A 12,406-nucleotide genomic window follows, 5' to 3' on the forward strand; every position below is an offset into this window, starting at 1 on the left:
GGGGGGGGTGGTGGGGGCTCGTCGAACGCCTGGCGTGGAGCCGCCTTCGCGTCGTCGGTGCGCTCGGCGCCGCAGTGCTTGCAGCGCGTCGTGTCCCCCCGCGTGGCCGCGCCGCAGAAGGCGCAGAACCAGTCCTCTCCCGCCTTGGCCAGCGCCAACGCCGCCGCGTCGGTGACGCCCTCGCGCAGCGACTTCCCGCTGGTCGCGTCCACGCCGCCGAAGTCGAACTCCGACTCCTTGCCCGTCAGCTCGCGCGGGTTGTTGCACTGGGGGCAGCGCTTGTGCCGGGCGCGAATCGACTTCGTGTCACACGAGGTGCAGTTCCACGTGCCCTCGATGATGCGGGTTCTGCGGGCCATGCGCGCATCCTAGCCGCACGCTCACGCCCACAGCGCGCGAGCGAAGGGGATGTCCGCGGCGGTGGGCAGGCCCTCGCGCAGGGGCCGCACCATGGGCAGCGAGCCATCCCGGGCCTCGCGGCTGGCTTCGGGAAGCCGGGCCACCCACGGCATGGTGCCCGGCTCCTCCCACAGCACCACCTTGGACAGTCCGGCCTTGTGGGCCTGGGCCCCCGCGGCCTCCAGCAGCGCGGCGGCGTCGTCCTCGGAGCGCGCGTCCAGCATCAGCACCACCAGCTCTCCCTGGCGGGCCATCATCGCCCACAGCGCAGTGGACGCGCCCACCACCGCGCCGCAGGCCCGGGGCCGGGGGCGGCGCAGCAGCTCCGCGTAGATGCGCTCGCGCTCCAGGTGCCAGTCCACCTGTGAGGCGCCCGGCCACAGGTAGAAGGGCACCTCCGGCCGCCGCATCCGCTCGAGCGCCGAGGGCACGTCCGCGTCTTCCAGCAGCGCGTCCACCTTGCGAATCAAGGGCCCATTGCCCACCGGCAGGTGCCAGTCCCAGGCGGGGACCTCCAGGTAGCCGGAGCGCCGGTAGATGCGGGCGCCCACGTCGGAGTAGAGCACGGCGGCCTGGGCGTCCGGCTCCGTGCGCTCCAGCTCCGCGGCCACCTGGTCCATCAGCCGCGTGGCATGGCCGTGTCCGCGCAGGGCCGGCTCGGTGTAGACGCTGGCGATGACGAAGCTGTCGCCGCGCGTCGTCTGACAGTCGGGGCCGCGCAGGTAGCTGGGCGTGCGGAACGTCTCGCACGAGGTGAGCACGCGGCCGGCGTCATCGCACAGCAGCCAGGTGCGCATGGTGTCCCGGCTCCAGGGATGGGCGCGCAGCCGCTGTTCCCGCTCGAGGAACTGCTCGACGGTGAGCGGCGACCCCCAGGCGGTATAGGTGTGGCGGTCTCTCTCGGCCTTCTGTGCTTCGTTGGCGACGACCAGATGCATGGCGGGGCAGGGTAGTCGCGCGCGCGACGCTTCGCAGCAGCCCTGGAGGGCCCGTGAGGCCTGCCTGCCTTCCGCCTCACAAGCGCACGGTGTAGGGGAACCGGAAGTGGAGCTGAAGGTAGGCCTGTCCCACGTGGAAGATGCCATCGCGCAGGCGCTCGGGCAGGCCCAGGCCTCCCAACTCCTGCGGGACGTAGAACGCGGACTCCCAGCCCACGCCTAGCAGGAAGCTCTTGGAGAGCTGGAGCTCCAGGTCGATGCCCACCTCCGCGCCGGGCCGCAGGAAGTGCGTGTTGGGCAGCGTGTCCGAGTGCATGTAGACGTACGTCAGCAGCAGCCCCGCGCCGAGCGACAGCCGTGCCGGGCTGGACGTCAGCGGCACCCCCAGCGACAGCGGCTTCCAGGTGGCGCCGTACATGCCGGTATTGCGCAGCTTGGGGGAGATGATGAGCGCGTCCGGGATGAGGATGGACGGGGAGATGCGGACCTCATCCAGGCTCTTGGCGTACTTGCGGTAGCGCGGGGGCACGCGACGCTGGTTCTTCTTCATCCACTCCTTGTCCAGCACCGCCTCCACGGAGAGCTTCAGCCCGGTGTGGATGGGCTGGTCGTCGAACACGGGGCCGAAGAAGGCGAAGGCCGCGGGCCCCACCCCCACGTCCACCGGGACGGTGACGCGCTGGGCGGAGGCCGCGGCGGGGACGAGCAGGGCGCAGAGCAGCAGGAGCGGAGCGGGGCGCAGGGGCAGGGGCATGGGCCTTTTTCTTTCAACAGCTGTCTGGAAGGCGGTGGGAACGGACCCACCCGGTGCGGCGGTGGTGGGGCGTGTCCGAATTCGAGCATTAAGCCATTGAAGCGCGGCGGGCCTTTGAAGCAGGAAGGGAGCTGCGTCGGCATCGGGGGGGAACACAGGACTTCCACACCCGGACTCAGGCTTTTTGCCGGCGTCGTTGACCTGGAGACCCGATGCTTTCCGCTGCCTTCTTGATTGCTACGTCCCTGCAGGCCCAGACGCCTGCGCCCACTTCTTCCACGCCGCCGGCTCCCGCCGCGGAGACCGCGCCCGCCGCGCCCCTCAGCGTGGAGGAGCGCGCCGCCATCGCCGCCGAGCGCGCCGCCATCGCGGCTGAGCGCGCCGCCGAGGCCAGCGCCCGTGCCGCCGAGGCCGCCGAGCGCGCCGCCGCCGCCACCGTTCCGCCCCCGGCCGCCGCGGCCGCGGCCGCTCCCGCCACCGACAAGAAGCAGGGGGAGTGGGACGTCACCGTCGGCCTGGGCCTCATCTCGCTGACGGGTAACGCCTCCACCCTGACGGTGAGTGGCCTGGCCAGCGCCCAGCGCACGACGGACCACTGGATTTACGCCATCAAGTCCTACGGCTCCTATGGCCGCAGCCGTCCGCCCGAGGTGACGGGCGAGGAGGCTGTGTCCCAGGTGGTGGCGTTCAACGCGGGCCTGGAGCTGCGCGGCGACCGGCGCTTCACCGACGTCATCAGCGGCTACCTGCTGGGGGGCGCGGAGACGGACCACGTGAAGAGCGTGGAGTCGCGCACCTTCGGCGAAGGCGGTCTGGGCGTGCTGTGGTGGGACGAGAAGAAGGAGAAGGGCCGCGAGTCCTACCTCCGCACGGACGCCGCCTTCCGCTACGCCAACGAGACGCGCTTCCAGTACTACCCCACGCGGATGAACCTGCCGGACGTCGACCTGGGTGGCCCTCGCTTCGGCGCCGTGTTCCGCTACGGCCTGGCGCAGAACGTCACCTTCAAGGAGGACGTGGAGGTGCTGGTGAGCGTCATCGGCGACTCGCGCATGCTCTTCAACAGCCAGACGCAGCTGTCCGTGGGGCTCACCAAGCAGCTGTCGCTGGGCACCAGCTTCCTGGTGAAGCACGACAGCGCGCCGCCTCCGGGCAAGGTGTCCACGGACACCGCGCTGGCGCTGAACTTCGAAGTGTTGCTGTAGCCCGCAAAAGCAACGCGGCGCCGGGGATGTCCCTCGGCGCCGCGTGTGGGTGGTGTGGGGCGGTGGCCGCCCCGACCGCCCTACTGCTTGGGAGCGCCGGACTCCTCGCCCGTCTTCCCTTGCTTGCGGATGGCGCCGCCGTAGCGGCCTTCCTCGGCATCCGCGCCGATGTCGATCGCCTGCAGGTCGCTGTACGTCGAACCCGGAGGCGTGGCGCCGCGGAAGCGGGTGCCCAGGTCCACCAGCGGAATGGCGAGCAACAACACCACGAAGATGATGGAGACGGCGAACACCAGCCGGTTGGCGCCGCGGTGGTCAGCCAGGTGCATGAAGTAGAGCAGCACCAGCGTGCCCTTGGTGGAGGCGATGACGAGCGCCAGCACCAGGCCCCAGGTGGGGATGTGGATACGGCCGGTGACGACCGTGACAACCGTCAGCACCAGCAGCAGACCCCAGATGAGCCAGTAACGGCCCGCTCCGTGGTGCTCCTCGCGCATGTTCTGTTCTTCTTGCCGGGATTCGTTGGCAATGCCCATGGTGGAGGAACCCTTCAAACGAGGTACAGCATCGGGAAGAGGAAGATCCACACCAGGTCGACGAGGTGCCAGTACATGCTGCCCAGCTCGACCATCGTGTAGTTGTTCGGCCCGAAGTCAGCCTTCTTCAGCGCGCGGACCATGGAGAAGGCCAGCACGATCATGCCGATGACGACGTGGATGCCGTGCAGGGCCGTCGCGCAGAAGTAGACCGTAAAGTACAGGGGCACGCCCGGAAGCTGGATGCCCTCGTACGAGTAGAAGCGGCCCGGCAGCGTGCCAATCTCGAACTTGTGGTGATACTCGAAGTACTTGATGACGAGGAAGCCGACGGCCATCACCAGCGTGAGGCCAATCTGCACCGCGACCATCTTGTTCTTCCCCTCCTTCGCGTAGTGCACCGCGAGCGCCGCGGTGAGCGAGGAGGTGATGAGCACCACCGTATTAACGGTGCCCAGCGTCAGGTCCAGGCTGCGGCTGGCGGCGGCCCACGCCTCCGGGAAGAGGAAGCGGTAGACGCCGTAGCAGATGAAGAGGCCGGCGAAGAGCAGGATTTCCGTCGCCAGGAACAGCCACATGCCCAGTCGCGCGGCGTGGTTCTGCACCTCGAGCGAGGCGAAGTGGCCGGCGAGCCGGGGGACGGGCAGGGCGGCGCCCCCGGCGGCGTGAGAACTAGACTGCATCGGGCACCTCGGCCTTCTTGGGGTCCACGTAGAAGTGGGGCTCTTCCGGGAACTCCGGCTGCGGCCCCACGAAGTTGTGGGTCGGCGGCGGAGACTCGGACAGCCACTCGTAGCCCTTGCTGCGCCACGGGTTCTTGCCGGACGCCTTGCCGTAGATCAGGGCGTACGTCAGGTACATGGCGATGATGATGAACCCGAACGCCAGCAGCGTCGCGCCGGCCGTGGAGGCCACGTTCAGCGCCTGGAAGCGCTCCGGGTACTCGTAGTAGCGCCGCGGCATGCCGTTGTTGCCCAGCAGGAACTGGGGAATGAACGTGGCGTTGAAGCCCAGGATGATGAGCGCCGCGGCCACCAGACCCCAACCCTCGTGGTACGTGCGCCCGAACATCTTCGGGAACCAGTAGTGGAGGGCGGCCAGGAAGGCCATGATGGTCGCGCCCACCATGATGAAGTGGAAGTGCGCCACCACGAAGTAGGTGTCGTGCCAGGCGACGTCCAGCGACACCGTGCCCAGCGCGATGCCTGTCATGCCACCGAACACGGTGAAGAACAGGAAGCCGCAGAAGTAGGCGAAGGGCGTCTTGAACTCGACCGCGCCCTTGTAGACGGTGCCCACCCAGTTGAAGACCTTGATGGCGGTGAACACGCCCACAATCATGGTCAGCACGCCGAACAGGCCGCCCGCGAAGGTGGACTGGCCAGACACGAACATGTGGTGGCCCCACGCGAAGAAACCCACGAAGGCGATGCCCAGGCTGGAGTACGCCACCGCGCGGTAGCCGAAGATGTTCTTGCGGCTGTAGGTCGCGACGACCTCGCTCATCACGCCGAAGGACGGCAGCACCATGATGTACACGGCCGGGTGGCTGTAGAACCAGAACAGGTGCTGGAAGAGCACCGGGTCACCGCCGCGCGCCGGGTCGAACATGCCGAACCCGAACAGGTTCTCCACCGTCACCAGGACCAGCAGCAGGCCGATGACCGGCGTGGCCAGCACCTGGATGCAGCTGGTGGCGTAGATGGCCCACACGAACAGCGGCATCTTGAACCAGGTGATGCCCGGTGCGCGCATCGTGTGGCACGTCACGATGAAGTTGATGCCCGTGACGATGGAGCTGAACCCGATGATGAACGCACCGAACAGCACCGGCGCCACCGTGGTCGTCGTGTGCGCGCTGTACGGGGTGTAGAACGTCCAGCCCGTGTCCAGGCCGCCGTTGAGCATGCCCCACAGCGCGAGCACCGCGCCGGCCAGGTAGATGTAGAGCGACAGCAGGTTCAGCCGGGGGAAGGCCACGTCCTTGGCACCCAGCATCAGCGGCAACATGAAGTTGCCGAAGACGGCGGGGATGGCCGGAATCATGAACAGGAAGATCATGACCAGGCCATGGAGCGTGAACGTACGGTTGTACGTCATCGCGTCCATGATGGTCGGGCCCGGCGTCAGCAGCTCCACCCGGATGAGCAGCGCGAAGATGCCGCCCACGAGGAAGAACAGCAGGACCCAGAACAGGAACATGAGCCCGATACGCTTGTGGTCAACCGTCAGCAGCCACGATTTGATGGTGGTGCCGTCAACCAGGTAGTTCGGGTGGTGGTCGTGATGCTCCTCGGGCGCGGGGGTGGCGCCCGGGGCTGCAATGCTACTGGATGGCGTCATAGGCGGGTCCCTCGGAGGCGCCCTCACGGACGTTCGGAGTGCGAAGCGACTTGATGTACTCGACGATGGCGGCCGTCTCCGGGCCCTGCAGCTTGCCCTGGTAGGTCGGCATCACGTTCTGGTAGCCCGCCACCAGGTGGGCGCCCGGGTCCATCATCGACTGGGTGATATAGGCCTCGTCCACGCGGATGGTCTGCCCGTCATCGAGCTTCTCCACGCGGTCGTACATGCCCAGGAAGGTCGGGCCGATGTGCTGCGAGCCGTCCACCGAGTGGCACTTGAGGCAGCCCTGGGTGCCCGCGAGCACCTGGCCCTGCTCCACCATGCGCGCCACCGGCGGCACCAGGGAGTTGTCCGCCAGCGCGTCCTGACGGTCCTGCAGACGGCCGCGGCGCTGCTCCTGGATCCAGTTCTCGTACTCCTCCTGCGGGAGCACGACGACCTCGGCCAGCATCTTCGAGTGCGACAGGCCGCAGTACTCGGTGCACAGCACCTGGTACGTGCCCGGCTTGGTCGCCTCGAACCAGATCTGCGTGTAGCGGCCCGGGAGCGCATCCATCTTGATGCGGAAGGCCGGCACGTAGAAGGAGTGCAGCACGTCACGCGAGGTGATGAGCAGACGCACCGGACGGTTTACCGGTACGTGCAGCACGTTCACCCCGTTGGGGCCCTCCGGGTAGGAGAACTTCCACATCCACTGCTTGCCCATGACGTAGACATCCATCGAGTCCTTGGGCGGCGTGGTGACCCACGTGAAGTCCCGGAACCCGATACCGAACCAGGCCAGGAAGAACACGAGGGGAACGGAGACGAAGAGGAACTCCGTCTTCAGGGTGGGGACGATGTACTCCGTCGCCTGCGCCGGGAGGCGGCGGCGGTAACGGAAGAAGAAGAACAGGGCCGCCAGACCGACCGCCGTCGACATCACCATCGTCGTACCCACGACGAAGTGATGCAGCGAGTCGATGCGTTCCGCGAACGTGGACGCGGCCTCCGGGAGGAACAGGATATTGTTGAGAAGCTCGCTCATGCCGCCGCGCCTTTCTTCAGCTCGCGCCTCCAGAAGTAGATCAGCATCGTCGCCAGGGCGCAGAACACGGCTATGCCGCCCAGGCGGATGAACCCGAAGATGTAGAAGCCATACCGCCGACTGGCGGTGTCATACTTGAAGCAGGACAGGATGATCTGATCGAAGCTGGTACCCACGCGGCCATTGGCCGCCTCCAGCAACGCCAGCTTCATGTCCGAGGGGGGAAACGTCGTCCCGTAGAGATACCGGGAGATGCTGCCTTCCGGCGTGAGCACGTGCACCACGGCTGCGTGGGCGTACTGCTTCGTGCTCTCGTCGTAGGTGTACTTGAAGCCCAGGGCGTCGGCGAGCCGGCGGATTTCCGCGTCCGTGCCGGTCAGGAAGTGCCAGGGGGCCGTCTCCGGCTTGCCCATGGACTGCAGGTGCCGTCGCCGCCGCTCCATGCTCTGGGCGGGCGTGTCGTCAGGGTCGATGCTGACGGTAACGGCTTCGTAGTCCTTGCCCAGCTCGAGCCCGAGCTCCTTCATGGACTGCACCTGGGCGTTGAGCACCAGGTTACAGAGCATGGGACAGTTGTAATAGACGAGCGTCAGCAGGGTGGGCCGCGCCTTCGGCACCACGTCGCCCAGGCGCACCTCGCGCCCGGAGGCGTCGAGGAAGCGGGTGTCCATGGGCACCAGCTCCCCCAGATGCTCCTGCACGTCCACACCCTGGATGGGGGGCGGCAGGTCCTGCTGTGCCTCCAGGATGGCCCGGGGCGTCTTCCCGGCACCTGGCATGGCGAAGGCTGGCACCGCGACGGCCAGCACCAGCGCCGCCGCGGCGAGGAAGCCCGCGCGGCAGGCGCGCGGAAGGATGTAGGAGCGGGTGGACATCATTGCAGGACGGCTCTTACGACAGGGGAGCGGTGAAGGCTACTGCTGCGGTGCCGGAGGCGTCTGCCCGGGAGTGGTCTCCGGGGTAGGCGTGGGGGTCGGAGCAGGGGGCGGGTTGCGCTTCTGCTCGATGACCGTCTTCATCGCGTCGTCGATGCCGGGGTGCTGCTTCACCCCCGGCTCGTTACCCCAGCCGGCGCGCAGCGCCTGGTCCTGGCCGCTGATCTTGTCCACGGCGTGCCAGTCCTGCTCGAACAGGCGCTGGTTGACGATGCCCACCTCGTACTGCCCCATCGCCGCGGGACGCGGCGGCGGACCCTCCGGCTGGATGTCAGCCATCGTCCGGACCTGGATGGTGTAGGCCCAGACGATGCCCACCGCGAAGATGGCGAGCGCACCCACGCCGACGCCCACCACCTTGCCCATGACCAGGTGGTCTTCTTCCGCCGCCACGCCGTGCGCGCCGACGATGACGCGCGACTCGAGCTCAACCTGGGTCTTCTTCATGGCTGCACGTACCTCAAGGACTCGGCGATGTAGGGGTCCTTCACCGTGAGCGTGTAGTGGCCACGCGCCAGGTAGAGGGCGAAGCCCACCGCGATACCGCCCACTCCGAAGAAGGCCGTGAGCAGCGACCAGTGGAACGTCGGGCCCGCGTCACCGGTCAGCGCCGGCCACACCAGCCAGTACAGGTCCACCGCGTGGATGATGAGCAGGTACACGGCCACCACGGCCAGCTTCCGAGGCTGCAGCTTCAGCTTGCGCGACAGCAGGATGCCGAAGGGCAGCAGGAAGTGGAGGAAGAACAGGGCGATGGACATCGACCGCCACGGGCCGAACATGCGCAGGCCGTACCAGGGCGCCTCTTCCGGGATGTTCGCGATCCACACCAGCATGAACTGGGAGAAGGCGATGTAGGCCCAGAACGCGGTGAAGGCGAGCATCAGCTTGCCGAGGTTGTGGAAGTGGTCCAGCTTCACGACGCTGCCGTAGAGGTCCTTGCCCTGGGCGCTCACCGTGACGATGGTCAGGATGCAGAAGGCCGCCAGGAAGCTTCCGGCGAAGTAATAGACGCCGAAGATGGTCGACTGCCAGAGCGGCGTGAGGCTCATCAGCCAGTCGAAAGAAGCGAACGTGATGGTGAGGGCAAGGAACGGCAGCACACCCGGAGAGAACTTGCGCTGCTTCACCGTGAAGTCGAGTCCACCCTCGGTGTCCTGCTTCAGGCTCCACGACCGCAGCCGCCAGGCCGCGAACGTCCACACGCCGAAGTAGATGATGTGGCGAATGCCCACGCCGGGGGGGAAGGACAGGTGGTTGTTCAGGTACCCGTGCTGCTTGTGGCTCAGGTGCTCCAGTTCCAGGCTGGAGTATCCCTTGGTCAGCTCGGAGCCTTCCCACCAGGGGTAGAGGTAGGTGGCCATGGCCAGCAGCGGCAGGGCCAGCACGAAGAACACCGGAATCACCGCGGAGGCCGTCTCCATCGTCCGGCGCAGCACGATGAGCCACTTGGCCTTCGCCGTGTGGAAGATGGCCTGCATGATGAGGAAGGCGACGCTGATGCCCACCCAGTAGGTGAAGCCAATCAGATAGGCGTGCGCCGTCTCACCCTTGGCGTCGGTGGCGAAGAAGCCACCCAGCGTGGCCAGGAGGCAGAGAATGCCCACGGCGAACGCGGGCACCATGAGCTTCGGCGTGCCGGTGTACGGCCCGAAGTTGGTGTGCGAGTTGGTGACGGGGGGACTCATCGGTTCTCCTGCGGAACGGGCTGCTGGCCGTCCGTGCGGGTATTGCGGGCCGTCTGGAGTGCGCGGACGTAGGCGACCACGGCCCAGCGCTCGCGCAGGTCGAGCTCACCGGAGAAGGACGGCATCACGCCGTAGCCCTCGTTGATGGCCACGTAGAAGTGGCCGTCCGACTTGCTCTCCAGGTCCAGCAGCGAGGGAGGCAGGCGCAGGGCCATGTTCTCCGCGACGATGCTGTTTCCATCGCCGAGCACGCCGTGACACTGCGAGCAGACGATGTTGTACTTCTTCTGACCCAGGGTCAGCAGGTTCTGGTCCACCGTGATGGGCAGGTGGGCCACCGGCTGGCCGGCGCTGCGGCCGGTGAGGGCCACCTGGCGCTGGGTCGGGTCCTTGAGCTCGGGGAGCTTCTCGAAGCGCTCACGCGGAACCGTGCCCACGGGAGGCGTGCGCATGGCGCGACCGTCCGCCCAGAAGTCGGACGCCTCGTAGTACTCGTACTTCGCCTGGTGCTCCATGCGCTGGAGGAACTCCGAGCTGACGTTGCAGCCCGTGAGCGTGGCGAGTCCGGCGGCGGGGATGAGCCACCTCATTCCTTCTCTCCCGTGACGAGGGTCACCTGGGTCGCGCCCAGGGCCTTGAGCTGATCCATGACCGGCGCCGCGTCCGTGCCCGTCGCCTGGGGCACGCTCAGCCAGTAGCCGTGCGTGGAGGCGGTGCGGAACTCCTCGGACTCGAAGACGGGGTGGTACGGCTGGGGCAGGCGGCTGAGCCCCAGCAGACCGAAGAAGATGCCGAAGGCGGCGAACAGCACCCCCAGCTCGAACGTGATGGGCACCCACGCCGGCAGCGACAGCAGCGGGCGACCGCCGATGTTGAGCGGGTAGTCGATGGTGTTCATCCACGTCTGCATGGCCAGCGCCGTGGCCACGCCCGTCAGGCCGCCGCACAGGGCGATGAAGGGCACGCGCGAGGGCGGCAGACCCAGGGCCTCCGACCCGCCGTGCAGCGGGTACGGAGAGTAGGTGTCCATTCCCTCGAAGCCCTTCTCCCGCATCTGGCGGGTGGCGGTCACGAGGGCGTCCGGCGTCGAGAACTCCGCCAGGACCCAGGAATCGAGAACGGTGGCTTCCATGGCTCTTAGTGAGCTCCGTGGGTGAGGGTGCCGGCGCCGGCAAGCGCATCATCAGAGCCGTGCTGGTGAGCGGCGTGCTTGAGCTCGAGCTGGAGCTCCTTCACTTCGCTGATGGCGACCGCGGGCACGAACTTGAGGAACAGGAGGAACAGGGTGCCGAACAGGCCCAGCGTGCCGATGTAGATGGACCAGTCCACCCACGTCGGGGTGTAGATGCCCCAGGAGGACGGCAGGAAGTCCTGGCTCAGCGAGGTGACGATGATGATGAACCGCTCGCACCACATGCCGATGTTCACCGCGATGGACGCCACCCACATGATGGCGATGTTGGTGCGGCACTTCTTGAACCAGAAGATGTTCGGGGTGATGACGTTGCAGGCGATCATCAGCCAGTACACGCCGGCGTAGGGGCCCGTGGCGCGGTTCACGTAGAAGGTCCAGAGCTCGTACTGGTTCTGCGAGTACCAGGCGACGAAGTGCTCCATCAGGTACCCATAGGAGACGAGCAGACCCGTCGCCAGGATGACCTTGTTCATGTTCTCCAGGTGGCGGTCCGTGATGACGTCCCGCAGACCCAGGTACTTGCGCGCCGGGATGATGAGCGTGATCACCATCGCGAAGCCGCTGAACACGGCGCCGGCCACGAAGTAGGGCGGGAAGATGGTGGCGTGCCAGCCGGGCAGCAGGGAGACGGCGAAGTCGAACGAAACGATGGTGTGCACGGACACCACGAGCGGCGTGGAGAGACCGGCCAGCAGCAGGTACGCAATCTTGTAGTTGTGCCAGTGCCGACCGGAGCCGCGCCAACCGAGCGCGAACAGGCCGTAGATGGTCCGCTGGAGCTTCGTCTTGGACGAATCACGCAGCGCCGCCAGGTCCGGGATGAGGCCCACGAACCAGAAGAGCGCGGACACCGTGAGGTACGTCGAGATGGCGAACACGTCCCACACCAGCGGCGAGCGGAACTGCGGCCACGCGCCCAGGGTGCTGGGGTAGGGGAACAGCCAGAAGGCGAACCAGGGACGGCCGGTGTGCAGCAGTGGGAACAGACCGGCGCACATGACGGCGAACAGCGTCATGGCTTCCGCGAACCGGTTGATGCTCGTGCGCCACTTCTGCTGGAAGAGCAGGAGGATGGCGGAGATGAGCGTACCGGCGTGGCCGATACCGACCCACCAGACGAAGTTGATGATGTCGAACGCCCAGCCGACAGGCTGGTTGTTACCCCACACGCCGATACCGCGGGCCAGCGTGTAGGTGACACCGATGACGAGCAGGCCCAGGGCGCTGAGCGACAGGCCGAAGAGCATGAACCAGCCCTTGCCCGGCTTGCGCCAGACATGGTCCAGCAGCGTCTCGTTCAGGGTCGCGTCGTCATGGTGCGGCGCGACGAGGGGTCGTGGCTCGAGCGGGTCGTGATACGTGGTGGAAGCAGTTTCAGCCATG

Annotated in this window: 13 protein-coding genes and 1 pseudogene; 1 reads left to right on the forward strand and 13 read right to left on the reverse strand. The window is 67.1% G+C overall.

All coding sequences use genetic code 11. From position 1 onward, the window contains the following. The 3 genes and pseudogenes from FMQ63_RS26755 to FMQ63_RS26765 form a co-directional block, all read right to left on the reverse strand. Window positions 1-359: pseudogene (locus tag FMQ63_RS26755) on the reverse strand (hypothetical protein); the annotation flags it as partial. A 21-nt stretch (window positions 360-380) separates the two neighbouring features. After that, complete coding sequence (locus tag FMQ63_RS26760) at window positions 381-1,337, reverse strand: GNAT family N-acetyltransferase (RefSeq protein WP_026114319.1); 957 nt, start codon at window positions 1,335-1,337, stop codon at window positions 381-383. A 76-nt stretch (window positions 1,338-1,413) separates the two neighbouring features. Then, the gene (locus tag FMQ63_RS26765; protein ID WP_020479052.1) at window positions 1,414-2,091 is read right to left on the reverse strand and encodes a hypothetical protein; all 678 of its coding nucleotides are present in this window, start codon (window positions 2,089-2,091) and stop codon (window positions 1,414-1,416) included. 230 nt (window positions 2,092-2,321) lie between these two features. Between FMQ63_RS26765 and FMQ63_RS26770 the strand changes: the two genes are divergently transcribed. Next, window positions 2,322-3,296, forward strand: a complete 975-nt coding sequence (locus FMQ63_RS26770) for a DUF481 domain-containing protein (protein ID WP_228556502.1) — start codon at window positions 2,322-2,324, stop codon at window positions 3,294-3,296. Between the two features lie 80 nt (window positions 3,297-3,376). On the opposite strand, the gene FMQ63_RS26775 is transcribed toward FMQ63_RS26770, so the two are convergent. The 10 genes from FMQ63_RS26775 to nrfD are packed head-to-tail and all read right to left on the reverse strand — an operon-like array spanning window position 3,377 to window position 12,405. Then, window positions 3,377-3,832, reverse strand: coding sequence for a cytochrome C oxidase subunit IV family protein (locus FMQ63_RS26775; RefSeq protein WP_011556038.1), 456 nt, complete (start codon window positions 3,830-3,832; stop codon window positions 3,377-3,379). Window positions 3,833-3,846: 14 nt separating this feature from the next. After that, window positions 3,847-4,515, reverse strand: a complete 669-nt coding sequence (locus FMQ63_RS26780; RefSeq protein WP_011556037.1) for a cytochrome c oxidase subunit 3 family protein — start codon at window positions 4,513-4,515, stop codon at window positions 3,847-3,849. After that, window positions 4,505-6,175 (reverse strand): cytochrome c oxidase subunit I, encoded by a 1,671-nt coding sequence (ctaD, locus tag FMQ63_RS26785; RefSeq protein WP_011556036.1) that lies wholly within the window; start codon window positions 6,173-6,175, stop codon window positions 4,505-4,507. The genes FMQ63_RS26780 and ctaD overlap by 11 nt, the downstream gene beginning before the upstream one ends. Next, on the reverse strand, window positions 6,159-7,205 hold the full coding sequence (gene coxB, locus FMQ63_RS26790; RefSeq protein WP_011556035.1) for a cytochrome c oxidase subunit II: 1,047 nt from the start codon (window positions 7,203-7,205) through the stop codon (window positions 6,159-6,161). The genes ctaD and coxB overlap by 17 nt, the downstream gene beginning before the upstream one ends. Then, window positions 7,202-8,083 carry an SCO family protein gene (locus FMQ63_RS26795; protein ID WP_011556034.1) on the reverse strand — a complete coding sequence of 294 codons (882 nt, stop codon included), beginning with the start codon at window positions 8,081-8,083 and terminating at the stop codon, window positions 7,202-7,204. The genes coxB and FMQ63_RS26795 overlap by 4 nt, the downstream gene beginning before the upstream one ends. A gap of 36 nt (window positions 8,084-8,119) precedes the next feature. Further along, on the reverse strand, window positions 8,120-8,587 hold the full coding sequence (locus FMQ63_RS26800) for a hypothetical protein (protein WP_011556033.1): 468 nt from the start codon (window positions 8,585-8,587) through the stop codon (window positions 8,120-8,122). Next, on the reverse strand, window positions 8,584-9,828 hold the full coding sequence (locus FMQ63_RS26805) for a hypothetical protein (protein WP_011556032.1): 1,245 nt from the start codon (window positions 9,826-9,828) through the stop codon (window positions 8,584-8,586). Before FMQ63_RS26805 ends, FMQ63_RS26800 begins: the two co-directional genes overlap by 4 nt. Beyond that, the gene (locus FMQ63_RS26810; RefSeq protein WP_011556031.1) at window positions 9,825-10,418 is read right to left on the reverse strand and encodes a cytochrome c; all 594 of its coding nucleotides are present in this window, start codon (window positions 10,416-10,418) and stop codon (window positions 9,825-9,827) included. Before FMQ63_RS26810 ends, FMQ63_RS26805 begins: the two co-directional genes overlap by 4 nt. Continuing rightward, the gene (locus FMQ63_RS26815; RefSeq protein ID WP_011556030.1) at window positions 10,415-10,960 is read right to left on the reverse strand and encodes a DUF3341 domain-containing protein; all 546 of its coding nucleotides are present in this window, start codon (window positions 10,958-10,960) and stop codon (window positions 10,415-10,417) included. The genes FMQ63_RS26810 and FMQ63_RS26815 overlap by 4 nt, the downstream gene beginning before the upstream one ends. 5 nt (window positions 10,961-10,965) lie before the next feature. Then, complete coding sequence (nrfD, locus tag FMQ63_RS26820) at window positions 10,966-12,405, reverse strand: NrfD/PsrC family molybdoenzyme membrane anchor subunit (RefSeq protein ID WP_011556029.1); 1,440 nt, start codon at window positions 12,403-12,405, stop codon at window positions 10,966-10,968. Between the last annotated feature and the right edge of the window lies 1 nt (window position 12,406).

It is taken from the genome of Myxococcus sp. CA005 (assembly GCF_006518205.1).
Classification (GTDB): Bacteria; Myxococcota; Myxococcia; order Myxococcales; family Myxococcaceae; genus Myxococcus; species Myxococcus xanthus.

What these genes read in the sequence shown, in the direction of transcription:
- FMQ63_RS26815 (WP_011556030.1), bottom strand. Translation starts at nt 10,960, where the DNA reads ATGGAAGCCACCGTTCTCGATTCCTGGGTCCTGGCGGAGTTCTCGACG.
- FMQ63_RS26760 (WP_026114319.1), bottom strand. Translation starts at nt 1,337, where the DNA reads ATGCATCTGGTCGTCGCCAACGAAGCACAGAAGGCCGAGAGAGACCGC.
- FMQ63_RS26810 (WP_011556031.1), bottom strand. Translation starts at nt 10,418, where the DNA reads ATGAGGTGGCTCATCCCCGCCGCCGGACTCGCCACGCTCACGGGCTGC.
- FMQ63_RS26800 (WP_011556033.1), bottom strand. Translation starts at nt 8,587, where the DNA reads ATGAAGAAGACCCAGGTTGAGCTCGAGTCGCGCGTCATCGTCGGCGCG.
- FMQ63_RS26805 (WP_011556032.1), bottom strand. Translation starts at nt 9,828, where the DNA reads ATGAGTCCCCCCGTCACCAACTCGCACACCAACTTCGGGCCGTACACC.
- ctaD (WP_011556036.1), bottom strand. Translation starts at nt 6,175, where the DNA reads ATGACGCCATCCAGTAGCATTGCAGCCCCGGGCGCCACCCCCGCGCCC.
- nrfD (WP_011556029.1), bottom strand. Translation starts at nt 12,405, where the DNA reads ATGGCTGAAACTGCTTCCACCACGTATCACGACCCGCTCGAGCCACGA.
- FMQ63_RS26765 (WP_020479052.1), bottom strand. Translation starts at nt 2,091, where the DNA reads ATGCCCCTGCCCCTGCGCCCCGCTCCGCTCCTGCTGCTCTGCGCCCTG.
- FMQ63_RS26795 (WP_011556034.1), bottom strand. Translation starts at nt 8,083, where the DNA reads ATGATGTCCACCCGCTCCTACATCCTTCCGCGCGCCTGCCGCGCGGGC.
- coxB (WP_011556035.1), bottom strand. Translation starts at nt 7,205, where the DNA reads ATGAGCGAGCTTCTCAACAATATCCTGTTCCTCCCGGAGGCCGCGTCC.
- FMQ63_RS26780 (WP_011556037.1), bottom strand. Translation starts at nt 4,515, where the DNA reads ATGCAGTCTAGTTCTCACGCCGCCGGGGGCGCCGCCCTGCCCGTCCCC.
- FMQ63_RS26775 (WP_011556038.1), bottom strand. Translation starts at nt 3,832, where the DNA reads ATGGGCATTGCCAACGAATCCCGGCAAGAAGAACAGAACATGCGCGAG.